The sequence below is a fragment of the Nonomuraea sp. NPDC004186 genome (assembly GCF_053603495.1).
In genome coordinates this window covers 1-24,395 of record NZ_JBSGFQ010000077.1, presented here as the reverse complement: position 1 = coordinate 24,395, position 24,395 = coordinate 1, and the positions used below count along the sequence as shown (strand labels likewise).

Here is a 24,395-nt window from a genome sequence, read left to right as displayed (position 1 = left end):
GACACAGACCGGCGAGCCGCACTGTTGCAAGGGTGGATCTCGAAAGGCCAGACGCCCAAACGGCGGAACAACGGGCCGGGCGATGCAGTCTGACAAGCAGGCCCGCCGTCGCTTTATGAGTCACGGCACCATGACGTCGATCACCAAGACGATGGCCGTCTTCGGCACGAGCGCCGCGCTGGCCAGTGGTCTCCTGACCACCGGTCTGACGAACGGTGCGGCCCAAGCCGCCTCCCTCCCTGCCGCGAGGACCGCAGGGTCGGCGAGCGCTCACCCGTACGACGGAAAGGATCCGTACAGCAGCGGGTGCGCCCGCTCCAGGGTCAACACCGGGAAGAAGGCCTCGCTCAGGAACGAGGTCGGAGACCGCCTGGGCACGATCCGGCTGTTCTACTCCCGCCAGTGCGGCACCAACTGGGGCGAGGTGTCGGTCGCCGCGGGCGCTTCCGGCACCATCACGGTCTACACCGGCACCAAGAGCAGATCCTTCACCTACCGGCCCGGGAACGGCGGGCACCACTGGGGCAACATGATCTACGCCCCCAGCGGCATCTGCGCCAAGGCCACGGGCACGGTGACGGCCGGGGTGGGCCGCGCCAACAAGGGCAGCGGCACCACAGCCAAGGCCTGCGACTGAGCCACGTGGGCGCTCCGCGTGGCGCGCGGGTCCCGGCGAGGCCGATGGACCGGCTCTGCCCCACGCCGACGTGATCAGCGGAGGCGGGATCACCACGATCGGCGCTGTGTTCAACGACGCCCCCGTCAACCGCGTCGCCCGACGCGACGATGACGTGGGTTGCGCAGCTCCCCGTACGTGGTTGGGGCGCGCGGCTGCGCCTGCAGGTCGCCCATGAAGGGGTGAACGGCCTCCGCGCAACTGCCGGCTTTCGCACGCCGGCCCGGAAACCCCGTATCAGCCCTCAGACAGCAAGGAGGAAATCCATGCGCACGTTCCAGCTCATTGGCACTACCGTCGCTGCCGTTTTCGGAGCGACCATGCTGGCCGGTCCGGCGGCCCAGGCCGCTCCCGCGCCTGCCACCGCCGCGGCGCGGTCCGCCTCCGCCGCTACGGCCGACAACACCGCGATGATCCTGGCGGAGGCCAGCATCAGGTGCGGCAAGGGCCTGGGTGGCAAGAGGAAGGTGAACTTCAGCTGGGAGAAGGGCAACGCCACCACCAAGATCTATTTCAACAACCACTGCAAGAAGGGCAAGAAGATCACTGCGGCGGTGGTGAGCCGCAATTACCGCGTCGACCACTGGCAGTACTGGTGCAGACCGCTGGACACCAATGGCCGGACCAAGGGGAACAAGAAGTTCTCCAACAGCGGCTACACCGTCTGGAAGGTCCTTCGCGGCCACAAGAACAGGTACTGCAAGGTGCAGTAGTCCGGTCGCCCTCCTCGATGTGCCCCTTGCGCGGTCAGCCGCACCGCGCAAGGGGCGCGTCAGGTTCGAATACCGCGCCATGATCGCCAGGATCCGGGTGAGCGTCGACGCCACTCCTGTCTCGGAGTTCGGCGACGTCCATGCGACGACGCAGGAGTGGATCTTCCAGGCGGTCTTCCAGTTGCTGGGCGAGCAGCCGCTGGTCGCCGACGTGCGGGCCACGCTGTTCCGGGCGCTGTCCACGATCCAGGGGGGTCTCGGTCAAGCAGGACGCGATCGACGCGGCGGGGCGCAACGGGACCGCGTTCGTCTACACGGGAGCCCCGGGCATTACCGGGACCAGTGCCGGCGCCGCGTGGGTCGCTCGCACCCGCGCGACCGCCATCGATGTCCTCAGAGGGTGGCGTCAGCTCGGGCCGCCGCCGAAGCTGATCTCATTGCCGTCCGTGTCCCGGTAGGTCACCTTGGTCGCGCCACCGTCGTACCTCTCGCGCTTCGCGGGCTCGATGCCTCGCCGGGCGATCTCGGCGACCCGTCCGTCGAGGTCGTCGACGAACGACAGCACCAGCGCGTTCCCTGCCCGTTGTGGATCTTGCACGATGTAGACGTACCGGTGTTCGGCCACCTCCCACACCGCCTCGATGTCGTTCGGCAGGAACGACGGCGGCCCACCGAAGAACTGCTCGTACCACGGCAGCGCCGCGGCATAGTCGGTGACGGGTACGCCTGCGAACAGATCGAGCGTCATGTGGTCATCCCTACGTCGTCGATGGGTCGCCGGTACTGACTTCGGCAGCGCCGGAAACTCATCGTCGTCCGCCTCGCGATGATCTGAGTCAAAGCCGCCCGGTTCCCCGGCCGCGGTGCGAGGACAGGGACCCCCATTCCACGTCGATGGTGCCATGCCGGACATCTCCCACGAAGAGGCGGACCGGGCCCTTAGCGGAGGAGCACGGGCAGCGTCGTGGGACCCTCGGTGATGAGTGACGAGGTGTACGGGATCTCGCCGGGCTCGACCGCCAACCGGAGATCGGGGAACCGGCCGAACAACGACGCCAGCGCGATACGTGCCTCGAGCCTGGCCAGCGGCGCCCCCAGGCAGAAGTGCGGACCACGGCCGAATCCGAGGTGCGCGTCCGGCTCCCGTACCGCGTCGAACCGCGGCGCCTCCCCGCCGAATCTGGCCCTGTCCGTCCCGGTGCTGGAGATGCCGACCATGATGGGCTGGCCCGCCCCGACTGTCACCCCGCCGAGCCGCACCTCCCGCAGCGGATACCGGAACATGACGCTGATCACCGAGTTCCTGCTGCGCAGCGTCTCCTCCACCACCTGCTCCCAGGCGTTCTTCGCACGCGCGAAGACCAACTGCTCCGGGTCCGAGCACAGCGCGACGACCGTGTTGGCCAGCAGGTGAACCGTGGTCTCGTGACCGGCGATGAGCACCAGCCACAGGATCCACATCATCTCGCTGTCGGACAGGCGGTCGCCGTCGTCCTCCTGCGCACGTATCAACCCCGTGGTGAGATCGTCGCCCGAGTCGTCACGCTTGCGCTCGATGAAGGCGGCCAGATACCCCAGCAACCCGGCGTTGGCGGCGAGCATCTCCTCCGGCGAGGTGGTGTGCTGCAGCAGAGTGTGGCTCCAGTCGCGGATCTGCTGCTGCTCACCCTGCGGCACCCCGAACAGCTCGCAGATCACCATGACCGGCAGCGGCTCGGTGAACAAGCGCACGAGGTCCACCGCGCCGCTCTGGCCGGCCATCCGGTCCAGCAGTTCGTCGGTGATCCGCTGGATGCGCGGGGCCAGTCCCTGTACGCGGGCGGGGGTGAAGGCCCGGTTGATGAGTCCCCGCAGTCTCCGGTGGTCCGCGCCGTCCTGGGTCAGCAGGTGCTCTCCCTCGATGAGCTGGCGCAGCGGCCAGTCGGCCGGGATGGTGCCGTCGTTCAGCGCCGTGAAGTTCGCCGGGTTCTTGCTGAACAGCGTGTCGTCGTTCGTCAGGACCTCGTTGACCAGTTCGTACGAGGTCACGAGCCAGGCGGGCACCTGGCCCGGCAGCTCGACGCGTAAGATCGGCCCGCTCTGGTCGAGGTAACGGCGGAGGGTCGCGGACGTCCGCTCCGACGGCACGGGGATCTGGAGAGGAGTAGCCATGGATTTCCCCACTGTGGGATGAATGTCCCCCTCACTTTCCGCGTTGGGTTCGACCGGGCCAAGTCGTGAACGTTGTCACTGTGGAGCCCTCAACCTCTGCCGCTTCCGCCATTGCGGAACGTGAAGGTCTGCTCGGAAGGCCGTGGCGGAGCTCCGGTCGTCCGAGCGGATGAGGGTCCTCAGCTCGCTCATCCGGTCCCAGGTGTTTCCCGGGATCATCGGAGTGGAGGGCGGTGGGTCCGGAAGGGGCGGTGTGGCGCATGTTCACGCTCCCCGGCGCCCGCGTGGTCCTGGTCGACGGCCGGGGCGGCGCGACCTGGACCGTCGAGAACGGCACGGTGGTCGTCATCCCGCTGGGCTGCTTGTCCGAAATGGACCGCGGCCGTCATCCCGCTGGGCTGCCTGTCCGAAGCGGGCCGCGGTGCCGTCGGCGAGCAGGGGCGCGCTGCCGTGGACCTCGTTGCCGCTGATGGCGGTGGCCCTGGCGGTGTTCCTGGCCGACGGCGACGCCCTGCCGTGGGCGGTTATCTCGGGGAACGGGCCAGGTCGCTGGGCGGTATGCCGCGGGAACCTGGGGCAACTGAGCCGAGGCCCGGCGTGCCTCAGCAACACAAGACGAGACGTTTCGTCTCGTGATATGGTCGCTTCGAACCCCACCCATGAGGAGTGAGCCATGGCCCGACCGACCGACCCGAGGACCGGCGGACTTCGCCACGCTGAGGTCTTCGTCGAGGTCGCGGACGGTTACCGGCTCTGGGTGGAGGCGACCGGCGATCCGGAGCGTCCCGCCCTGCTGCTGGTGATGGGAGCCAACGCGAGCGGGCTGACCTGGCCCGACGAGTTGGTCGAGCTGCTGTCCCGCGACCACTTCGTCGTCCGCTACGACCACCGTGACACCGGACGCTCCACCCATGCCTTCCACGAGCGTCCCTACCCGATCCGGGCGCTGGCCGACGACCCGATCGCGGTCCTCGACGCGCTGCGGATCGCACGTGCTCACGTGGTCGGGATGTCGATGGGCGGCACCCTGGTCCAGCTGCTCCTCCTCGACCATGCGGACCGGCTGATGAGCGCCACGATCTTCGGCTCCGCGCTGATCGGCGGAGCGGCCCCCGACCCCGGCATCTCCGACGACGGCCTGCCCGGGCCCGACCCCCGGCTGCTCGCTCTGTGGGAGAAGCTCGGACAAGAGCGCGACCCGGAGGCGGAGCTGCGCTGGCGCGTCGAGCACTGGAGGGTCCTCAACGGCGGCGTCCTGCCCTTCGACGCCGAGGAGTTCGCCGAGCTCGAACGCCGGATCGCCGCCCACGGCGGCACCTGGCGTAACTCCGCCGCCCATGCCCTGGCCGACCAGTCGGGCATGGAGCGCGGGGCCGAACTCGCGAACGTCTCGGTGCCCACCCTGGTGATCGACGCGCCGGAGGATCCCGTCGCCCCGCCGCCGCACGCCGCCCGGCTGGCGCGCGCCATCCCCGGCGCCACTCTCGTCACAGTGCCCGGTCTCGGCCACGCATTGCCCCACGCGGTCGTGCCGTCCCTCGCGGCGACGATCACCACTCACACCGGTGGGCGGCCCTGACGTAAGAGAGCCGTTCACCGGCGTCGGCGGGTTCAGGTGGCGAAGTCGGCCAGAGCGGGCTCCAGCAGATCGAACGCCTGGGTGGCTTCCGCGCCGATGGTGCGGGCGATCTCGTCGTTGGAGCGTCCGGCCAGGGTGAGGTCCTGGATGCGTTGGAACAGGATGCGGTGAACGGTGCCCAGGAGCCCGGCGGCGGTCCGGACGGTGATGTCGTCGGGAGTGGTGCCGGTGGCCTCGGCGAGGGCTTGGGTGAGGCGATGTTCGCGCTGGTCGTGCAGGCCGCGCAGGCAGATGGTCAGGGTGGGGCTGTCGGCGATCATGCGGGCGAAGGCCGCGCCGGAGAAGCCGGCGACCGGGTCCTGGGCGGCGATGGCGTCCTGCAAGGCGCGGCGCAGCGCGGTCAGGGCGGATTGCCCGGGCTGCCGGGTGGCGACGGCCTGGGCCAGGGCGGCGGTGAACTCCTCCTGGTGGTCCAGGGCCAGGTCTTCCTTGCGGGCGAAGTAGTTGGTGACGGTCTTCTTGGCGACGCGGGCGGCGGCGGCGATCTCCGCGATGGTGGTCTGTTCGAAGCCTTGGGCGATGAACAGCCGGGTGGCGTGGTCGGAGATGAGCTGCCGGGTCTCCTGCTTCTTGGCCTCCCGCAGGCCGATGGGCGACTCGAGCGGGGCAGGGTCGCTGGCGGTCTGGGCCGGAGTCTGGGTAGCCATGGGGAAATATTACCCCCGTAGCATTTTTATGTTGACACCCCTGAGCCGTCTGGGCTAAATTTACGCCCGTCGTAAGTTTGCGACCATGGAACGCCGACCGGAACGAAGGAGAGTGCCCATGCGCCACCTCGACCCCGCCGCCGAGCAGGCCATCCCCGCGATCGACCGCACCGATGTGCTGACCGGGCAACTGGGCCACCACCGGCCGGAGCAGCCCCTCAAGCGCGGCGACGACCTCCGCCACCTGCCCCCCGACCGTGCCGTCCGCGGGCGACGCGAGCCCCGTGTCGCCCGCAACATCCCCCGCCGCCGCGGCTACTGACCCGCGTCGACCTCACGCCTCCGTCCCGGCTCCGACCCGACAGGGAGACCTTCTTGCAGATCATCGCGTCCACCGTCTCGCTCACGATCGACGACATCGCCGCCTCCCAGGCGTTCTTCACCACTCACCTGGGCTACTCCGTTCAGGCCGCCGCCGACGGCTTCGTCTCCCTCACCCGTACCGATGCGGTGGACATCGTCCTGCTCGCCCGCGGCATCCAGGTCCTGCCGCCTGAGCAGCGTGATCAGCACGCGGCGGGCCTGATCCTGGCGTTCACGCTCGACACCGGCCTGCGGGACCAGGAGAAGCGGCTGCGTGACGCCGGGGTCGAGATCACGATGCCGCTGCGCGAAGAGCCCTGGGGCGAACGCCTGTTCCAGGTCACCGACCCCAACGGCGTGATCATCCAGTTCGTCGAGTGGGCCACGCCCGACAACGCCTGAGGACGCCGTCGCCAGATGGCGCGCCTCCTGCTCGACCGGCCCGGGCCGCGTCGCGCGGGGCGGCTACGAGATCGCGCTGCACGGGCTCGACCGGAGCCGCCCAGGAGCCCGCGAGCGACCAGCCAGGCACCTAGGATGATCGTCGCCGGAAGTAGTGCACGGCCAGGATGGCGAGCAGCGGGCCCCAGGCGGCCAGCGGCGCGTACGTGACCCAGAAGGTGACCGCCTGCCAGCCGTGCACGATCAAACCCTCGGGGCTCCCGTTGATCATCCGGCCGAAGGCGAACATGACCAGCGCGTACGGGAAGACCAGCAGCACCGTCGCACCCAGGCCGGCAGGGACGACGGCCGCCAGGACCGGCACCCGGCGGCCGCCCAGCCCGGGGATCCAGCGCGGCCACACCTCACCCCACCGGGCGACCAGCCCGACCGTGAGGAACGCCGTCGCCTCGCTGACCACGCTGAGCGCGACGATGTACCACCACTCGCCGTCGATCAGCACCGGCCCGTGGCCGGGCGGGGGAGCCCCGCCGAACTCCAGCAGCGGCGCGCCGAAGATGAAGGCCGCGATCCGCCAGATGCCGGAGGGCAGCGGGGTCAAGGTGGTGGCGTAGGCGGCCCACACGGCCCAGCGGGGCACGCCCACTGCCGTCCGGCCGTGCAGCTTGGCCAGGACGGCCGGAAGCCGTCCGGTCCGTGGTGTTCCGCCGAGGGTGGTGGTCATGCGGGGGCCTCCGGTCAGGCAGGTGGTGTTCGCGTGGCGCGTTCCGATGCTCGCCGCCGCAGCGTCCGTGAACATCCCCCACGTGGGGGACTCGTCTTGACCACCTGCCAGGCCGTGCTGCCCAGGGTCAGAGCGTGATCCACTCCGTGCTCGTGGTCACCGCGTCGAGCACCTCCGGGATCGGGTCCACGCCCAGGCCCGGCCCCGCGGGCACCTCCAGATGGCCGTCGGACAGCTCGAACGGCTGGGTGATGTCGGTGGAGTAGTAGCGCCGCGAGCCCGAGGTGTCGCCGGGCAGCGTGAAGCCCGGCAGGGCGGCCAGGGCCACGTTCGCCGCCCGGCCGAGGCCGGTCTCCAGCATGCCGCCGCACCACACCGCGATGCCGTTCGCCCGGCACAGGTCGTGGATGCGCCGGGCCTCCAGGTAGCCGCCGATCCGGCCGGGCTTGATGTTGACGATCGAGCACGAGCCGAGCGCGATGGCGGCGGCCGCGTGCTCGGCCGACTCGATCGACTCGTCCAGGCAGATCGGCGTCTTGAGCTGCTTGGCCAGCCTGGCGTGCTGCACGAGGTCGTCGTTGGCCAGCGGCTGCTCGATCAGCAGCAGGTCGAACGCGTCGAGCCGGGCCAGGCGGCGGGCGTCGCTCAGCGAGTAGGCGGCGTTCGCGTCGACCTGGAGGAGCACGTCGTCGCCGAACCGCTCGCGCACGGCCCGGACCGGCTCCAGGTCCCAGCCGGGCTCGATCTTGAGCTTGATGCGGACGTACCCCTCGTCGAGGTAGCCCCCCACGGCGTCGAGCAGCTGCGGGATCGAGTCCATGATGCCGACCGACACCCCGCACGGAACCCGCGTGCGGGAGGCGCCGAGGAAGCGGGCGAACGACTCGCCCGCCGTCCTGAGCTGCGCGTCCAGCACCGCCGTCTCCAGCGCGGCCTTCGCCATCCGGTGGCCCTTGATGGGCTCCAGCGCGCGGCCGACGTCGTGCACGTCCAGCGTCTTCGGCAGCGCGGGCAGCAGGAAGCGCCGGATCACCTCGGCCGCGCCGTCGGTGTACTCGGAGGAGTAGAGTGGCTCGTCCATGGCCACGCACTCGCCCCACCCCTCGGCGTCCGGCGTCACCACCCTGACCAGCAGGACGTCGCGGGCCGTCTCCGTGCCGAACGACGTGCGGAACGGCGCGACCAGCGGCATGGCGATCCGCCGCAGCTCAACTCCAGTGATCTTCACTTCTTCTCCACTACGTAGTAGGACTTCCCGGAGAACCCCGTGACCGCGCGGCCCTCGGCCATCAGGCCGCCCAGCACGTCGCGTACGGCGTGCCGCCACGCCTTGGCCGTTCCCGGGTCGGCGCCGCGCAATCCCGCGATGTCCGCGGGCACGGCCACCAGCACCGTGCCGGCGTCCACCGGACCGGCCACCGGCCGCCCGCCCACGTCGGCGAGCCCCACCACGGCGTCCGGCGGCGGGCCGTCCGACGGTCGTGCCGAAGCATCCGGCCGCGCCACAGCCTCCACGCGCGGGTCGGACAATGTCCAGACGGCCAGGAGCCGGTCGGACTCGTCGCCCTGGTTGATCGCGTCGTCCATGACCCCGTAGAAGCAGGGCAGGTACTCGCGGGGCCGGGCGCCCAGCTTGGCCAGGTTGAAGTGGGCGTTGCGGCGCATGAGCGGATCGTACGTCCAGGTGATCCGCTCCAGCCCGCGCTCCAGGGCCCACCGGCGCTGGTGCAGCTTGAGCGCGAACCCGATGCCCCGCCCGGCCGCCGCCCCCGTGACATGGGAGTGCAGGGCGTTCCCGCTGGCCAGGAACCCGACCGAGCCGCCCACCAGGCGGCCGCCCTCGAAGGCGCCCGCCACGTAGCCGCCCGCGTGCGCCAGGGCCCGCATCAGCTCGATCGTGATGGGCGGGGCGCCGGTCCCGAAGTGCCAGATGTCGTCGAACAACGCATCCACCTGCTCGAACTCCGCCATCTCATGGAGCTCCCTGACCTCGACCAACCTGCCGCTCCTCGTCTCGGACGTTTCCCAGGCGACGGTATTCGATGGCGGGGCCGCCGCGATTCGTCCGGGTTCACCAAGCCGGGGCCGGGCTTTGGTGGAAGCGGCTAACAGGGTGTGATGAGGAGCCTGCTGGGGGCCTCCTGGCTGAGGCGTACCGACTCCAGGGGGATGGCCCCGGCCAGGCAGGCGCGTACGGTCTCCGCCCGCACGTCACCGGCGAGCGAGCTGCGGCCGTCGCGGCGGATCTCCACCGCGCACGGCCCCGGCTGCGCGGCCATGACGAGGCCCGCGGCGGTCGCCCCGGCCAGCGCGCCCGGATCGCTCCCGGTCCAGCCGTAGTGCCACATGCCCGCCGCCACGACGGGCGCCGCGGGGCAGCAGTCCGGCGCGGTGGCCACCACGTCGATCCCCTGGAGCAGGGCCTCGGCGATCTCCTCCGCGCACGTCGCCACGAGGGTGCCCACGCGCAGCCCGGGAAAGCCGGGCATCGGACCGCCGGCTCCGTAGATGAGCTTGATGCCCGTTTCGAGGGGTCCGGGGCCGCCGTCGTGCCAGCCGCAGATCACCATGTCGAGCGACCCGGCAGATCTCCACGTGCCGATGCGCAGCATGATTCTGGACTACCCTTGACCGTGGATCATCACACACCGTCACGAGCTAGGGTGACGCGAGTGGAAGATGAGATCGCGCGGGTGCTCGGCGGCGCCGACGCCGTCGTCGAGCCGCTCACGCACAACCCGCTGAACGCGGTGACCGGCGGCATCTGGCGGGTGCGCAGGGGGTCGAGGTCGGCGGTGCTCAAGGTGCTGACCCGCCGCAAGGAAGGCGGCGCGGGGTGGGGGCACTCCGACGATCCGCGCCACTGGAACTACTGGCGCAGGGAGGCCGACGTCTACGCCGACGGCCTGCCGGGGCTGTGGGCGGGCTCGGGGGTGGCCGCGCCGAAGCTGCTGGAGCTGGTCGAACGCGACGACGGCGACCTCGCGCTGTGGACCGAGGACGTGGCCGGGCGGCCCGGCACCACCTGGGACCTCGGGCGTCACACGCTCTTCGGGCGCCAGCTCGGCCTGGCCCAGGGGACGGCGGGCCGGGTGGAGCGGCCGTGGTCGAGCCGGTCGTTCCTGCGCGACTACCTGGGCTCGAAACCGGTCCCGTACGAGCTGCTGGAGGACGACGCGGCCTGGCGGCACCCCCTGGTCGCCGAGAACTTCCCGCCCGGGCTGCGCGGGGAGCTGGTGCGGCTGCACCGGGACCGGGAGGAGTTCCTGGCCGTCCTGGAGTCGCTGCCGAGGGCGCTGTGCCACCTCGACGTGTGGCCGAGCAACGTGATCGACCGCGACGGGGAGAGCGTGCTGGTGGACTGGGCGTTCGCGGGCGACGGCGCGCTGGGCGAGGACGTCGGCAACCACATCCCGGACAGCGTGTTCGACCTGTTCCTGCCGGCCGCTCTGCTGCCCGCGCTCGACGCGGCCGTCCACGGGGCGTACGTGCGGGGGCTGCGGGATTCCGGCTGGCGCGGTGACGAGCGGCTGGTGCGGCTGGCGGTGTGCGCGTCGGCGGTCAAGTACGACTTCCTGACCCCGCTGATGCTGGCCCGGGCGGGGGAGGCGCAGCTCGACTACGGCGGCGCCACGCCCGTGGACGCGGCCCGCCGGTTCAGGGAGCGGGGCGAGGCGCTGATGTTCCTGGCGGGATGGGCCGACGAGGCCCGCAGGCTGGCCGAGGCCGTCACGCTGCCTTAGCGGTCGAGGACGTGCAGGGTGTGCGGGTACGCGCCCAGCGGCACCGGCCCGTCGTCCGCGCACACCACCACGTCCGCGACCCGGGCCCCGAACAGTTCGGGCACGTAGATGGCGGGCTCCAGGCAGAACACCATCCCCGGCTCGAACACGGCGTCCTCGCCCGGCCACGGCCCCTCGTCATGCCCCAGCCCGATGCCCCGGCCCACGTGCGCCGCCGCGAAGTGCCCGTACCCGCTGCCGTCGATCACCTCGCCCACGGCCCTGGCCACCTCGTCCACCGGCACGCCGGGCCGCACGGCCGCGAGCCCGGCCCGGTGGGCGGCCAGCACCACCGAGTACATCGCCTCGAAGTCGTCCGGCGGCTCCGCCACGGCGAACACCCTGGACACCTCGGCGCAGTAGCCGCCCCACCGCCCGCACACCGCCACGGCCAGCGCGTCCCCGGGGTTGATCACGCGCTCCCCGGGCACGTGCGCGGGAAGAGCCGTGTGCTCCCCCGCCGCCACCCGCAGTGACAGCAGCTCCTCGCACCCCGACTCGGCCAGCAGCACCCGCAGCCGGTAGGCCATCGCCCGCTCGGTCGCCCCGAACCAGGCCAGCTCCAGCGCCTGCCCCAGCACCCCTTCCGCCGCCGCCACCGCGCGGCCGACGGCCTCGACCTCGTACGGTTCTTTGCGCAGCCGCAGCGGCCACAGCACCGAGGAGGCGGGCACGAGCTCGGCCTCGATCGCCAGCCCGAACAGCTCCCGCACCCGCATCTCCGGATCCACCCCGACCCGGCGCGCCCCCGCGGGCACCACCCCGGCCGGATCGCCGGTCTCGGCCACCACGTCCTGCGTGACCACCAGGTACGCGCCCTGACGGTCCCCAAGAAGGCTCCCGAGGAAGCGGGCGTCCGGCGAGGGCCGCAGCACGAGGGCCTCCACCCCGGCCTCGTCCATGGCCGCCCGCACCGCCGCCAGCCGCGCCGCGGCGGCCCGCGGCCCGGGGACGGGGGTCACTTCGGCTCGTGCAGCCAGCAGGCGACCGGCCCGAACTCCGGTTCCTTCACGCGGCACACGTCCATCACGGACGGGCACCGCGGGTTGAACCGGCACCCTCCCGGCGGGTTCGCCGGGTCCGGCACGTCACCGGCCAGCTCTGCGGGCAGCACCCCCATCCCGTCCGGTTTGGGGATGGCCTGGAGCAGCGCCTTCGTGTACGGGTGCTTCGGGTCCGCCCACACCTCGGCCGTGTCGCCCACCTCGACGATCTTGCCGAGGTACATGACGGCGATCCGGTCGGCGATCAGCCGCACCACGGACAGGTCGTGGCTGATGAACAGCAGCCCCGCGCCCGAGTCCACCGCCAGGTCCCGCATCAGCCTGGCCACCTGCGACTGCGCCGAGGCGTCCAGCGCCGAGATGGGCTCGTCGCCGATCAGCAGCCGGGGCCGGGCCGCGAGCGCCCTGGCGATGGCGATGCGCTGCCGCTGCCCGCCGGAGAACTCGTGCGGGTGCCGGCCGGCGAAGTCCCGCGGCAGGCCGACGCGTTCCAGCAGGTCGGCGGGGGAGGTGGCGGTGTCCTGCGAGGTGCGCAGCCCGTCGGCGATCTGGTCGCCGACCCGCCGCCGGGGGTTGAGGGAGGCGTACGGGTCCTGGAAGACCATCTGGATCCCGGTCAGCTTCCTGCGCCGCAGGCCGAGCGGCGTGACCGGCTGCCCGTCGAACGCGATCGAGCCCGCGGTGATCGGGTTCAGCCCGCAGACGGCGCGGGCCAGCGTCGACTTGCCGCACCCGGACTCGCCGACCAGCCCGACGACCTCGCCGGGGTTGACCGCCAGGCTGGCCCCCGCCACGGCCCGCACGGCGGGACGCCCGGGGGAGCGGTGCTCGACGACCAGGTCGTCGATGGCCAACAGAGTCATTGCGCCTCCGCGTCGGGTAGGGACTCCAGCAGGGAACGCGTGTAGGCGTGCTCGGGCTCCCGCAGCACCCGCCCGCGCGGCCCCGACTCCACGACGAGGCCGTCCTTCATCACGCTCACCTCGTCCGCCACCGCGGACATCACCCCGAGGTCGTGGGTGACCAGCAGCACCGCCAGCCCCAGCTCGTCGCAGAGCCCGCGCAGCAGCCGCAGCACGCCGGCCTGCACGGTCACGTCGAGCGCGGTGGTCGGCTCGTCGGCGATCAGCACCTTGGGGGAGCAGGCCAGCGCGATGGCGATGGCGATGCGCTGGCGCATCCCGCCGGAGAACTGGTGCGGATAGCGCCCGTACGCCTCCTCGGCGCCCGGGATGCGCACCTTGCCCAGCAGCTCCACCGCCCGGGCCCGCGCCTCGCGCTTGTCCAGCCCCAGGTGGTGGCGCATGTGCTCGGTGAGCTGCTTGCCGATGGTCAGCATGGGGTGCAGGCTGGTCGCCGGATCCTGGAACACCATGGCGACCTCGCCGCCGCGCACCCGGTTCAGCTCCTTGGGCGGCAGGGTGAGCAGGTCGCGCTCGCCGAGCCGGATCGCGCCCGTCACGCGGGCGCCGTGCGGCAGCAGCCCGAGCACGGCCAGGCCCGTCATCGTCTTGCCCGAGCCGCTCTCCCCGGCCAGCCCGTGCACCCGGCCGGGCTCCAGCGCGAGATCGACGCCGCGCAGGATCTCCTTGCCGCCGATCGACATCTTCAAGTCGGTGATGTCCAGCGTCGTCACAGCGCACGCTCCTTGATCGCGCGGGCCGTACGGGGGTCGAGCGCGTCCCGCAGGGTGTCGCCGAGGAAGTTGAACGCCAGCACCACCGTCAGGATCGCCAGCCCCGGGAACGTCGCCACCCACCAGCTGTCGAACACCTCCACGCCCGAGGCCACCATCGCCCCCCACTCGGGGGACGGCGGCTTGGCCCCGAGGCCCAGGAACGACAGCCCGGACAGCAGCAGCAGCGCGGTGCCGATGTCCAGCGTGGCGAGCACGAGGATGGGACCGGTCACGTTCGGCAGCACGTCCACGCGCAGTGACCGCCACACCGAGAAGCCCAGCAGCCGCCCGCTCAGCACGAACTCCCGCTCGCGCACCCCCAGCACCAGCCCCCGGGTGACGCGGGCGTACGCGGGCCAGGCCACGACCAGCACGGCCAGCACCGCGTTCGTCAGGCTGGCGCCCAGCGCGGCGGCCACCACCATGGCCAGGATCACGGTCGGGAACGCGAACACCAGGTCCGCCAGCCGCATGATCGTCTCGTCCACCCACCGGCCGAAGTACCCGGCGCAGGCGCCGAGCAGCCCGCCGATCAGCACCGACAGCACGACCAGCAGCAGCGTCAGCGGGATCGACACCCGGGCCCCGTACATGACGCGGCTCAGGATGTCGCGGCCGAGCTGGTCGGTGCCGAACCAGTGCCCGGGCCCCGGCGGCGCGAGCCGCGGCAGGTCCTGGGCGAGGGGGTCGTGCGGCGCCAGCACGGGGGCGGCCAGCGCGATGACCAGCCAGGCCACCGCCAGCACGGCGCCGACCACGGCCAGCGGCTGCCGCCACGCCTCGGGCAGCCGGGCAAGCAGGCCCCTGCGGGCCAGAGGGTCCCGCCGTCTCATTGCAGCCTCACTCGGGGATCGATGACGCCGTACAGGACGTCCACGATCAGGTTGATGACCAGGTAGACGACGCCGACGACCAGGCCGACGCCCATGACGGCGGGCAGGTCGAGGGTGGTGGCGCTCTTGTACGCGTACTGCCCGACGCCGGGCCAGGCGAAGATCGCCTCGACCAGCACGGTGCCGGACAGCAGGCTGCCGAACGCCAGGCCCGCCACGGTGATGATGGGCACCAGGGCCGAACGCAGCACGTACCGGAAGAGGATCACCCGGCCGGGCAGGCCCTTGGCCCTGGCGGCGCGCACGTAGTCCTGCCCCAGCACCTCCAGCACCGCCGAGCGCGTGAAGCGGGTGAGCAGGCCGATCGTGTAGAGCGCCAGGACCAGCGCGGGCGTCACGAGGTGCCCGACCGCGGAGGAGAACACGTCCCACCGGCCCGCCACCAGCGCGTCCACGGTCTGCAGCCCGGTCACGGCCGGGACCGCGCCGTTGAGCGCCGCGTCCACCCGGCCGCTGCCCGGGGTGAGCTGCAGCCGGTAGAAGAACACGTAGAACGCCACCAGCGCGAGCCAGAACGTCGGGACCGAGATGCCGATGAGGCTCAGCACGCGCAGCGCGTGGTCCGACAGCCGGTCCCGGCGCAGCGCGGCGATCACGCCGAACGCCACGCCCAGCACCAGCGACACCAGGATCGCCGCCCCGGCCAGCTCCAGCGTCGCCGGGACGAACTCGGCCAGGTCCTGGCTGACCGGCCGGTGACTCTGCTGGCTGGTGCCGAGGTCGCCGTGGACCAGGCCCTGGAGGTGGAGCGCGTACTGCTCCCAGAGGGGCTTGTCCAGGCCGTGCTCGGCCCGCCACTGGGCCACGATCGCCGGATCGCCCAGCGCCCGCTGGCCGAGGTTCGCGGCCACGGGATCGCCGGGCACCAGGTTCGTCAGGACGAACGTGACGAGCGTGATGCCCCAGGCCATCAGGACCGCGAGCAGGATGCGCCGGATCAGGAAGCGGACGAGCGGATGGACCCCTCTCGTCCGGCTCCGGCGGGGTTCGCCCGGGATGTCGGACACCTGCGAGGCTCCCTTACTTCACGCCGAGGTCGGCCACGTCCACCGTCCACACCGGGTGGTACTCGAGGCCGGTCACCGACGCCGCCGTCACGATGTTCTGGCTGGGCTGGATCAGCGGGACGAACGGGCCCGAGGCGTTCAGCTTGGTCTGCACGTCCACGTAGGCGGCCTTGCGGGCGTCGTCGCCGATCGCCGTGGCGGCCTTGTCACCGGCGGCCTCGATCTCCTTGGCCGCCCCCGCCTTCCAGCCGGCCCGCAGACCCACCGTCTTGCCCGGCAGGAACGCCAGGTAGTCGCTCGGGTCGGGGTAGTCCGGGCCCCAGTACCACAGGCCCATCTCCTCCTTGCCGTTGCGGTAGTTGTCCAGGGCCGTGGTGACCGGCGCGGGCTGCAGGTCGACCGTGATGCCGACCTCCTTGAGGTTGGCCTGGATGCGCTCGGCCAGCGGCTGGAAGGACAGGCCGTTGACGGTCAGCTCGCTCGGGTACTCCAGCTTGACGGTCGGGTTCGACACGCCGCTGGCGGCCAGCGCCGCCTTGGCGCCCTCGACGTCCCGCTTGGCCGCCTGGTCGGCGGGCAGCGCGCCGAGCAGCTGCGACGGGATGACACCCGGCGCCTGCGCCGCGCCCTCGCCGGCCAGCTCCAGCAGCCCCGCGTAGTCGACGCCCTTGCGAACCGCCTCCACGAACTTGGGGTTCGTCGTCGTCTTGCTGATCGCGGAGTCCTGGTTGGCCAGCAGGAAGATGACGTTCGCCGAGGCGGTCTTCTTGACCTGCAGGGTCGCGGGCATGCCGGTGACCTGGTCGCCCGACAGGTTGAGGGCGATCTGGCTGTCGCCGCGCTGGACGTTCAGCTTCTGCGTGGCGGCCTCGACGTTGCGGATGACGACCTTGTCGTAGGCGGGCTTGGCGCCGTAGTACTTGGGGTTCGCCTTGAGCGTGACCTGGCTGCTCACGTTGAACGACTCGATCTGGTATGGGCCGGAGCCCGCCGAGGCCGAGTTCAGGTACTGCTCGGCCTTGTCCTGGGCGTCCGTGGTGGCGCCGTGCTCCTTGGCGACCTTGCTGTTGAGGATGCCGAGGGCCGGGTTCGGCAGGATGTACGGCAGCGCCGGGTTGGCCGCCTTCGACGTCAGCGTGATCGTCGAGTCGTCGGTCTTGGCGACCTCGACGCCGTCCAGCAGGAACGACGGCGTGCCCTTCATGTCCCGCACGCGCATCAGCGAGAACACCACGTCGTCCGCAGTCAACGGCGATCCGTCCGCGAACGTGGCGCCCTTCTTGAGCTTGAGCGTCAGGATCTTGCCGTCCTTGCTCAGCTCGTACGACTCCGCGAGCGCGGGCACCGGCTTGGTCACGTCGGCGCCGTCGAACGTCAGCAGCGTCTCGTAGACGGCCTTGCCGACGATCAGGCCCGTCGGCTCGTACGTGCGGCCCGGATCGGCCGTCTTGAGGTCGAAGGACGTGTCGATGACGAGGGTCTTGCCCCCACCGCCGGACGCGGCGGGAGTCTGGGAGCCGCCGCCGCTACCGCAGGCGGCCAGGGCGAGTGCACCGGCGAGCAGCACAGCCGCCGTCTGCGAGCGGGTCGCCATGATGGGTCCTCCAAGATTTGGACGTTCGGCAGGAAGATGTCGAGGATTGTGCGGCAGAACGTCCAGGCACTGTGCGGTCGGTGAGACGTATATAAAGGTCAGTGAGGTAATGATGAGTGAAATTTCCAGAAATGGTGTCGGCGGCGGCGGTCAGCCTGGACGGATCGGCATCGGTCTCGAGCTTGACGACATCCACATGAAGATCCTCGAGGTCCTGCGCGAGAACGGCAGGATCTCGGTGGCCGCGCTGGCCGAACGGGTGGGCATCTCCCGCGCGAACGCCTACACGCGCTTCGAGGCGCTGCGCGCCGACGGCGCGATCAAGCGTTTCACCGCCGAGATCGACCACGTGCGGGCCGGGCTCGGCATCACCGCCCTGATCTTCGTGACCGTACGCCAGCAGATGTGGAAGCAGTTCAGGGCCGAGCTGGCCCGGATGCCGGAGGTGGAGTACTGCGCGATCACCACCGGGCAGCACGACGCCATGATCCAGGTGCGCGTGTCCGACGTGGCCGCCGTGCACACCATGGTGACCGACCGGCTGGCCAACATCCCGGCGGTCAAGGCGACGGAGACCGTGTTCATCCTGGACGAGGTGCTCAAGCGGCCGTACGTGCTGCCCAGCGACCGCGACCGTGATCGCGACCGGGCCCGTCCGGCGCGGCGGCCCGTCCAGGAGGGGGCGCAGGGCGGCGTGCCGCTCGGCAAGATGCGCTTCGTCGGCGCCGCCGAGGGCCGCGCCGCCCTCCGCAAGGACGACTGAGTGATCAGCCGACCTCCCTGCACACGCTCACGTGCACCGTGTCGTCCCCGTCGAAGCTGAACTCCTCCACCAGGCGCAGCAGCCCGTCGTCCCCCTTCTCGATGCGGCTGCTGCTCTGGCCGCCCGCCTTCCCGCCGGCCTTCAGCGCGTGCGCGTACGAGATCGCCACCTGGGCGTCGTCACGCATGCCCACGAAACGCCCATGGGTCACGGTGTCGCCGGAGTAGCTGCCCCACACCACCCCGTCGGACTCCTGGTACAGGAACTCCGTCGGGCTGTCCGGGTCGACTGCGCTCGCGGTCGAGCTCACCATCACGAATTTGCGGCCGTTGAGATTCACGCCCGTCATGGTGGCCCACATTCCTGAAATATCAGCATCCGTCTGGACGGATCGTGAGGAGAGCGGTCAATGATCGACAATCCGTCCAGCCGGAATCGTCACCCTGGGGGCCCGTACGCGAACCCTTCCATGGAGGAGGCCCGCCACCGCGGACCATGCGGGACCTGCGCAGTCTCGCCAGAACGTCTACCAGCGCGTCACGGCCGCTCCGGACCGCTGGGCCTTCACCGTACACGACGGCCCCCTCCTCGTCCTCAAAGCCTGGCAAACCCGCTCTGACCAGGTTCGACGGCCGATGGACAGGAAAGGGGGCGCGGGAAGGGCCTCGCCGCGGGGCCGCTGCTTCCGTAAGAAGAGGAGACGGCATGTCTTCTTCTGCCACACACCGTGCCGTACAGGTCGCCGAGCCCGGCGGGGACATGTCTCTGGTCCGGGTGGACACCCAGGAGCCGGGCCCGGGCCAGGTACGGGTCACCGTCGAGGCGTGCGGGGTGTGCCACTCCGACGCGCTGATCATCGCCGGACACATCCCGGGCACCACGTACCCCGTCACGCCGGGTCACGAGATCGCGGGACGCATCGACACGATCGGCGCCGACGTCGCCGGCTGGTCCGTCGGTGATCGCGTGGCGGTCGGCTGGTACGGCGGCAGCTGCGGCCACTGCGACGCCTGCAGGGAGGGCGACGGCATCCTCTGTCCCGAGCTTCAGGTGCCGGGTGTCGCGTACGCCGGCGGGTTCGCCGACTCCGTCGTGGTGCCGGCCGTCGCCCTGGCCGCGGTCCCGGACGAGCTCACGGCGGTGGAGGCCGCGCCCCTGGCCTGCGCCGGCGTGACCGTGTACAACGCGCTGCGGCGCAGCTCCGCGCGTTCCGGCGACACCGTGGCGATCCTCGGTCTGGGAGGCCTGGGGCACCTGGGTGTCCAGTTCGCCGCGAAGATGGGCTTCGACACCATCGCGATGGCCCGCGGCCCCGAGAAGGCGTCGCTGGCCCACAAGCTCGGCGCGGCCCACTACATCGACACCGCCGCCGAGAACATGGCCGACGCGCTGCAGGCCCAGGGGGGAGCCAAGGTGGTGCTGGCGACGGTGACCAACGCCGCGGCGATGTCACAGACGATCGACGGGCTGGGCCGCCGCGGCGAGCTCATCATCGTCGGCGTCGACATGGAGCGGCTGGACATCACGCCCCTGCAACTCGTGGGCGCGGCCAAGCGGGTGCACGGGCACGCTTCCGGCATCGCGGTCGACACCCAGGACACCATGAGGTTCGCCGCCCGGAACGGCGTCCGGGCGTGGACCGAGGAGGTCCCGCTGGAGGAGGCCGGTGCGGCGTTCCAGAAGATGCTCTCCGGCCGGGCCCGCTTCCGCATGGTGTTGACCACGGGTAACTGATCACGGTGGCCGGGCTGGAGCGGCGGGCTCGCTTTGTCACAGGTGCCGGTGCTTTCTATGCTCGGCGTGTGCTGGGGAGAGACGACGAGAGCGAGCTGCTTGAGTCGTTGCTGCGGCACGCCGCCGAGGGACGCGGCGGCGGAGCGATCCTCCACGGCGAGCCGGGGATCGGGAAGACCGCGCTGCTGTCACACGCCACGGAGCGGGCCGAGGGGTTCCGGGTGCTCCGCGCGGTGGGCGTCGAGCCGGAGGCCGATCTCGCGTACGCGACGTTGCACCAGCTCCTGCTCCCCCTGCTCGGGCGGGCCCACGAGCTGCCGGACCCGCAGGCGCAGGCTCTGCGCGTCCTGTTCGGGCGCGCGCACGGCACGCCACCCGATCCGTTCCTGGTGGGTCTGTCGACCCTGTCGCTGCTGTCCCTGGCGGCCGGGGAGAAGCCGGTGTTGTGCGTCGTCGACGACGCGCACTGGGCCGATCGGCCGACGCTGAAGACCCTGGCGTTCGTCGCCCGGCGGCTGGACGACGAGCCCATTGCGGTGGCGCTGGCCGCGCGTGCCGACGAGGGCCACAGCACCGAGCTGCCCGACCTGCGCCGCATCCCGCTCGCAGGCCTCGAACCCGAAGCGGGCAGAGCGCTGCTCGCCGGGCGCGCGGGCGGGCGGCGCCTCAGCGAGGGTGAGCAGGACCGTCTGCTGGCGATCACCGGGGGAAATCCCCTGGCCCTGCTCGAGCTTGCCGGAAGGAGGATCCCGCCGGAGGGGACACCGGAGCCGCCGGCCATGACCGACCGGCTGCAGCGGTCGTTCCTGGCCAGGATCCGGGCGCGGCACGTCGAATCACTGCCGCTGCTCCAGCTGATCGCCGCCGACGGCTCGGGCAGCGTCGAGACCATCGAGAAGGCGGCCACCTCGATGGGGATCGCCGCCGACCTGCTGCACCGCGCCGAGCTCGACGAGCTGCTGACCTACGACGGGCCGCGGCTGGCGTTCCGGCATCCGCTGATCCGATCAGCGGTCTACCACAGCGCCACGGGCAACCGGCGCGTCGCGATCCACCGCGCCTTCGCCGCGGCCTTCGACACCCCGGCCGACCAGCACCGCCATGCCTGGCACCTCGGGCAGGCCGCCGTCGGGCACGACGAGCACGCCGCCGACCAGCTCGAGCGCTCGGCCGAACAGGCGGCCCTGCGCGGGGGCCCGGCCGCGGCCATGGCCTCGCTGTCGCGGGCGGCCGAGCTCACGGTCGACGGCCCGCGCAGGGGACGGCGGCTGTGGACCGCCGCGCACGCCGCCGCCCAGGGCGGGTTCACCGCCGCGGCTGCCGAGCTGCTCGATCAGGCCGAGCGCGAGCCCTCCCTGGAGGAGGCGGACCGGATCTCCGTGGCCGTCATGCGAGCCATCGTGGCCGAGTTCGCCGGCTCGCCCGATGACGCGATGGACCTGATCAAGCCCTGGATCCCACGCGTCCTGCGGATCGACCGGCGCCGCTTCGCCCCGACCGTCGCGATGTACGGCAACCTCGGTGTCCGCGCCAACCGGCCACAGGCCTGGGCCGACCTCGCCGGCTGGCTCGACGAGATCGGGCCGGCCCCGGAGGACTCGGACGACCCGGAGGACGCGATGCTCCTGCTCCTTCGGAACGCCGGCCGGGCACGAACAGGCCGCGATCCAGGACCGGCCGTACGCGACCGCGCGATGATCGAGTCGCTCACCGATCCGATCACGATGACCCTGGCCGGGTCGATCACCCGGGCGCTCGGCGACCATGAGCTGAGCGGGCGCCTGTTCCGCAACGCCGGGCAACTGGCACGCCACAGCGGCGCCCTCGGCGCGCTCGCGTGGAACCTCGAGTACCAGGCGGCCGACGAGATCTCGCGCGGCAGGCTGGGGCTCGCCGAGGCCCACGCCGAGGAGGGCTGCCAGTTCGCCGCCGAGGTCGGCCAGCCGAACACGGCATGCCGCAACCGAGGGCTGCTCGCGCTGTCCGCGGCCATCCGGGGCCGGGCTGACGCCGGTGAGCTGGCCGCCGGCGTGCTGGCCGAGGCGAGCGACCGCGACCTGGCCGACGCCATGTTCTACGCCAGGCGGGCGCTCGGGCTCATCGAGCTGGTCGCGGGCAGGCATCGCGAAGCCGTACGGCACTTCGGGGCGGTCGGTGCCTGGGACGCCGACGCGCCCCCGGATCTCGTCATGGCCATCGTCCCCGACCTCGTCGAGGCCCTGGTCCGCGCCGGCGAGCGGGATCGGGCCGCCGCGGCCACGGCCCGCTACGCGCGGTGGACCGAACGCATCGCCTCGCCGGACCTGGGCGCGCTCGCGGCCCGCTGCCAGGCGCTGGTCCACACCGACGGCGGCGCCGAGGCCCACTACGCCGAGAGCCTGCGGCTGCATGCCAGGTCGGACGCTCCGCTGGAGCACGCCCGGACGGAACTGCTGTTCGGCGAGCAACTGCGGCGCGAGCGGCGACGTTCCGAGGCCCAGGAACACCTGCGCGCCGCGGCGGAGACCTTCCGCCGCATCGGCGCCCTCACCTGGGCCGAGCGCGCGCTGGGCGAGCTGCGCGCCACCGGGGAGTCGGCCCGGACCCGCGCGCCCGAGGCGGACACGCTGAGCACGCTCACCCCACAGGAGCTGCGCATCACGCTGGCCGTCGGAGAGGGGCTGACCAACCGGGAGATCGCCGGGCAGCTGTTCCTCAGCCCGCGCACCGTGGACTACCACCTGCGCAAGGTCTTCCAGAAGGCCGGCATCACCTCGCGGGCCGAGCTCATGCGGCTGGTCCTCGCCGAGCGATCCGCCTGAGACCGGCGATTTCACTGATTCGGCGGCCGCCTGGGCCTTCCTAACGTTGGGGCGTCCATTCCCTCGCGGGTCATGACGATGTCGGCCGGCGCGGCACACGACTGCCCGCGCCCGCAAGCCCGTCGTCGGCCCTGGAGCGGGCCGGACGGCTCGCTCCCAGAACATTCACCGAAGGAACACGTTCATGTCTTCCGCGGATATCGACGACGGCCGGCGCGCCGGTCTCAAGCAGTGGCTCGGGCTGGTGGTGCTGGTCCTGCCCGCCATGTTGCTGTTCATGATGCTCACCATCCTGTTCCTGGCCATTCCCCAGCTGGCCGCGGAGCTCCGGCCGACCAGCACCCAGTCTTTGTGGATCATCGACATATACGGGTTCCTGATGGCCGGGCTGCTGGTCACCATGGGCACGCTGGGTGACAGGATCGGTCATCGCCGATTGCTGATCGCCGGCGCGGTCGTCTTCGCCCTGGTCTCGCTGGCCGCCGCGAACACCTCCGACCCCGCTCTGCTGATCCTGTGGCGAGCCGTTCTGGGCGTCGCGGCCGCCACCCAGATGCCCGCCACCCTGGGCCTGATCTTCGCCACGTTCGCCGACGCGCGGCAGCGGGGAGTCGCCGTCGGCGTGTGGTCGGGCGGCATCTCGGTGGGCACCGGCCTCGGACCCGTGCTCGGCGGGGCGCTGCTGGAGACGTACTCCTGGCGTGCGGCGTTCCTGGTGGCCGTGCCGGTCATGGTGGTGGTGGCGATCGGCGCCCTCCTGCTGCTGCCCGACAACCGCAACCCGGCGGCGGGCCGGCCCGATCTGTTCAGCGTGGCGCTGTCGCTGGCGACACTGCTGCCCGTCGTCTACGGTGTCAAGGAGCTGGGCAAGGCGGGCACTCTCGCGACGGCGCTGGTGAGCATCGTGGTCGGGCTGGCGTTCGGAGGGTGGTTCGTGCTGCGCCAGCTGCGGCTGCCGGAGCCGCTGCTGGATGTGCGGCTGTTCGCCCACCGCGCGGTCAGCGGTGCGCTGGGCGTCTTCCTGCTGGCCGCGATCGCGCTCGGCGGGGTGTACCTGCTGGTCACGCAGTACCTGCAGCTGGTGGAGGGGCTCTCCCCGCTGCAGGCGGGGCTGTGGGTGCTGCCGGGGGCGGCCCTGCTGGTGCTGGTCTCGACGGTCTCCCCGATCCTGGTACGGCGGGTCCGCCCGGGGTATCTCATCGCGGCCGGACTGGTCGTACAAGTGATCGGCTACCTGATGCTCACCCAGGTCGGCGCCGTCGGCGGACTGCCGCTGCTGGTCGCGGGCTTCATGGTGCTCTATCCGGCGGTCGCGCCGTCCATGGCGCTGACCACCAACCTCGTCGTGGGCTCTGTGCCGCCGCAGAAGGCGGGCGCGGCCTCCGGGCTCGCGACAACCTGCAGCGACCTGGGCATCTCGCTCGGCATCGCCGTCATCGGCAGCATCGGCGCCGCCGTCTACCGTAGCCGGATCAGTGGCGAACTGCCCGGCGGCCTGCCGCCGGAAGCCGTCGTGGCCGGCAGCGACAGCCTCGACGGCGCGGTCTCGGCGGCACGGGGGTTGCCGGGCGAGCTCGCCGCGCAGGTCCTCGCCCCCGCTCGTGAGGCCTTCGCGGGCGGGCTCAACGTGGCGGCCGTCGTCGCGGCGGTCATCGCGGGCGGCGCGGCGATCCTCGCGCTCCTCCGGCTGCGCCACATCCCGCCCACCGGCTGAGAAGGGAATTCACCATGGTGTCGATGCGGGGGGCGGCGGGGGGACCCCCCGGGACCGCCGGGTGTTTCCCGGGGGGGTGGCGCGGAGCGCAGGTGGGGGGCACCGGGGGT

24 protein-coding genes are annotated in these 24,395 nt (G+C 71.7%); 10 read left to right on the top strand and 14 right to left on the bottom strand.

What is annotated here, in order from left to right; genetic code table 11:
* The first annotated feature begins 130 nt into the window (after positions 1–130).
* Together ACWEPL_RS43935 and ACWEPL_RS43930 are read left to right on the top strand one after the other, a co-directional pair.
* Positions 131–637 (top strand): DUF2690 domain-containing protein, encoded by a 507-nt coding sequence (locus ACWEPL_RS43935; RefSeq protein ID WP_452439685.1) that lies wholly within the window; start codon positions 131–133, stop codon positions 635–637.
* Between the two features lie 305 nt (positions 638–942).
* Positions 943–1,389 (top strand): hypothetical protein, encoded by a 447-nt coding sequence (locus tag ACWEPL_RS43930; protein WP_452439684.1) that lies wholly within the window; start codon positions 943–945, stop codon positions 1,387–1,389.
* 406 nt (positions 1,390–1,795) lie between these two features.
* Here ACWEPL_RS43930 and ACWEPL_RS43925 read toward each other — a convergent pair whose 3' ends face one another.
* Positions 1,796–2,137, bottom strand: coding sequence for a VOC family protein (locus tag ACWEPL_RS43925; RefSeq protein WP_355196072.1), 342 nt, complete (start codon positions 2,135–2,137; stop codon positions 1,796–1,798).
* Between the two features lie 191 nt (positions 2,138–2,328).
* Positions 2,329–3,540: a cytochrome P450 family protein gene (locus ACWEPL_RS43920; protein ID WP_452439683.1), complete on the bottom strand. Its 1,212-nt coding sequence runs from the start codon at positions 3,538–3,540 to the stop codon at positions 2,329–2,331.
* A 673-nt stretch (positions 3,541–4,213) separates the two neighbouring features.
* On the opposite strand from ACWEPL_RS43920, the gene ACWEPL_RS43915 reads away from it, so the two are divergent.
* Positions 4,214–5,119, top strand: coding sequence for an alpha/beta fold hydrolase (locus ACWEPL_RS43915; RefSeq protein ID WP_452439682.1), 906 nt, complete (start codon positions 4,214–4,216; stop codon positions 5,117–5,119).
* Between the two features lie 32 nt (positions 5,120–5,151).
* On the opposite strand, the gene ACWEPL_RS43910 is transcribed toward ACWEPL_RS43915, so the two are convergent.
* A complete protein-coding gene (locus tag ACWEPL_RS43910) occupies positions 5,152–5,826 on the bottom strand; it encodes a TetR/AcrR family transcriptional regulator (RefSeq protein WP_452439681.1) in 675 nt (224 codons plus the stop codon).
* A gap of 118 nt (positions 5,827–5,944) precedes the next feature.
* Here ACWEPL_RS43910 and ACWEPL_RS43905 point away from each other — a divergent pair, with 118 nt between their 5' ends.
* Positions 5,945–6,148, top strand: coding sequence for a hypothetical protein (locus ACWEPL_RS43905; RefSeq protein WP_452439680.1), 204 nt, complete (start codon positions 5,945–5,947; stop codon positions 6,146–6,148).
* A 53-nt stretch (positions 6,149–6,201) separates the two neighbouring features.
* The gene (locus ACWEPL_RS43900) at positions 6,202–6,591 is read left to right on the top strand and encodes a VOC family protein (RefSeq protein ID WP_452439679.1); all 390 of its coding nucleotides are present in this window, start codon (positions 6,202–6,204) and stop codon (positions 6,589–6,591) included.
* A gap of 130 nt (positions 6,592–6,721) precedes the next feature.
* Here ACWEPL_RS43900 and ACWEPL_RS43895 read toward each other — a convergent pair whose 3' ends face one another.
* The 4 genes from ACWEPL_RS43895 to ACWEPL_RS43880 form a co-directional block, all read right to left on the bottom strand.
* On the bottom strand, positions 6,722–7,315 hold the full coding sequence (locus tag ACWEPL_RS43895) for a hypothetical protein (protein WP_452439678.1): 594 nt from the start codon (positions 7,313–7,315) through the stop codon (positions 6,722–6,724).
* A 127-nt stretch (positions 7,316–7,442) separates the two neighbouring features.
* Complete coding sequence (gene menC / locus ACWEPL_RS43890) at positions 7,443–8,543, bottom strand: o-succinylbenzoate synthase (RefSeq protein WP_350727943.1); 1,101 nt, start codon at positions 8,541–8,543, stop codon at positions 7,443–7,445.
* The gene (locus tag ACWEPL_RS43885) at positions 8,540–9,313 is read right to left on the bottom strand and encodes a GNAT family N-acetyltransferase (protein WP_452439677.1); all 774 of its coding nucleotides are present in this window, start codon (positions 9,311–9,313) and stop codon (positions 8,540–8,542) included. Before ACWEPL_RS43885 ends, menC begins: the two co-directional genes overlap by 4 nt.
* 107 nt (positions 9,314–9,420) lie before the next feature.
* The gene (locus ACWEPL_RS43880) at positions 9,421–9,927 is read right to left on the bottom strand and encodes an acyclic terpene utilization AtuA family protein (protein WP_452439676.1); all 507 of its coding nucleotides are present in this window, start codon (positions 9,925–9,927) and stop codon (positions 9,421–9,423) included.
* 60 nt (positions 9,928–9,987) lie between these two features.
* Here ACWEPL_RS43880 and ACWEPL_RS43875 point away from each other — a divergent pair, with 60 nt between their 5' ends.
* Positions 9,988–11,058: a hypothetical protein gene (locus ACWEPL_RS43875; protein WP_452439675.1), complete on the top strand. Its 1,071-nt coding sequence runs from the start codon at positions 9,988–9,990 to the stop codon at positions 11,056–11,058.
* On the opposite strand, the gene ACWEPL_RS43870 is transcribed toward ACWEPL_RS43875, so the two are convergent.
* Genes ACWEPL_RS43870 through ACWEPL_RS43845 form a run of 6 tightly spaced genes read right to left on the bottom strand, consistent with a single transcriptional unit; the run spans position 11,055 to position 17,273 of the window.
* Positions 11,055–12,059, bottom strand: coding sequence for a M24 family metallopeptidase (locus tag ACWEPL_RS43870; RefSeq protein ID WP_452439674.1), 1,005 nt, complete (start codon positions 12,057–12,059; stop codon positions 11,055–11,057). The two genes, ACWEPL_RS43875 and ACWEPL_RS43870, sit on opposite strands and share 4 nt — an antisense overlap.
* A complete protein-coding gene (locus ACWEPL_RS43865) occupies positions 12,056–12,964 on the bottom strand; it encodes an ABC transporter ATP-binding protein (protein ID WP_350727948.1) in 909 nt (302 codons plus the stop codon). Before ACWEPL_RS43865 ends, ACWEPL_RS43870 begins: the two co-directional genes overlap by 4 nt.
* On the bottom strand, positions 12,961–13,737 hold the full coding sequence (locus ACWEPL_RS43860; protein ID WP_350727949.1) for an ABC transporter ATP-binding protein: 777 nt from the start codon (positions 13,735–13,737) through the stop codon (positions 12,961–12,963). The genes ACWEPL_RS43865 and ACWEPL_RS43860 overlap by 4 nt, the downstream gene beginning before the upstream one ends.
* Positions 13,734–14,612: an ABC transporter permease gene (locus ACWEPL_RS43855; RefSeq protein ID WP_350727950.1), complete on the bottom strand. Its 879-nt coding sequence runs from the start codon at positions 14,610–14,612 to the stop codon at positions 13,734–13,736. Before ACWEPL_RS43855 ends, ACWEPL_RS43860 begins: the two co-directional genes overlap by 4 nt.
* Positions 14,609–15,679 carry an ABC transporter permease gene (locus tag ACWEPL_RS43850; RefSeq protein WP_452439673.1) on the bottom strand — a complete coding sequence of 357 codons (1,071 nt, stop codon included), beginning with the start codon at positions 15,677–15,679 and terminating at the stop codon, positions 14,609–14,611. Before ACWEPL_RS43850 ends, ACWEPL_RS43855 begins: the two co-directional genes overlap by 4 nt.
* Positions 15,680–15,692: 13 nt before the next feature.
* Entirely contained in the window at positions 15,693–17,273 is a 1,581-nt protein-coding gene (locus ACWEPL_RS43845; protein WP_452439672.1) for an ABC transporter substrate-binding protein, read from the bottom strand.
* A 109-nt stretch (positions 17,274–17,382) separates the two neighbouring features.
* On the opposite strand from ACWEPL_RS43845, the gene ACWEPL_RS43840 reads away from it, so the two are divergent.
* On the top strand, positions 17,383–18,036 hold the full coding sequence (locus ACWEPL_RS43840) for an Lrp/AsnC family transcriptional regulator (protein WP_363974119.1): 654 nt from the start codon (positions 17,383–17,385) through the stop codon (positions 18,034–18,036).
* 4 nt (positions 18,037–18,040) lie between these two features.
* On the opposite strand, the gene ACWEPL_RS43835 is transcribed toward ACWEPL_RS43840, so the two are convergent.
* Positions 18,041–18,385 (bottom strand): hypothetical protein, encoded by a 345-nt coding sequence (locus tag ACWEPL_RS43835; protein ID WP_350727953.1) that lies wholly within the window; start codon positions 18,383–18,385, stop codon positions 18,041–18,043.
* Positions 18,386–18,741: 356 nt separating this feature from the next.
* Here ACWEPL_RS43835 and ACWEPL_RS43830 point away from each other — a divergent pair, with 356 nt between their 5' ends.
* From ACWEPL_RS43830 to ACWEPL_RS43820, 3 genes are all read left to right on the top strand, one after another.
* On the top strand, positions 18,742–19,770 hold the full coding sequence (locus ACWEPL_RS43830; RefSeq protein ID WP_363974117.1) for an alcohol dehydrogenase catalytic domain-containing protein: 1,029 nt from the start codon (positions 18,742–18,744) through the stop codon (positions 19,768–19,770).
* A 68-nt stretch (positions 19,771–19,838) separates the two neighbouring features.
* Positions 19,839–22,571: an ATP-binding protein gene (locus ACWEPL_RS43825; RefSeq protein ID WP_452439671.1), complete on the top strand. Its 2,733-nt coding sequence runs from the start codon at positions 19,839–19,841 to the stop codon at positions 22,569–22,571.
* Between the two features lie 184 nt (positions 22,572–22,755).
* Positions 22,756–24,285, top strand: coding sequence for an MFS transporter (locus ACWEPL_RS43820; protein ID WP_452439670.1), 1,530 nt, complete (start codon positions 22,756–22,758; stop codon positions 24,283–24,285).
* Positions 24,286–24,395 lie beyond the last annotated feature (110 nt).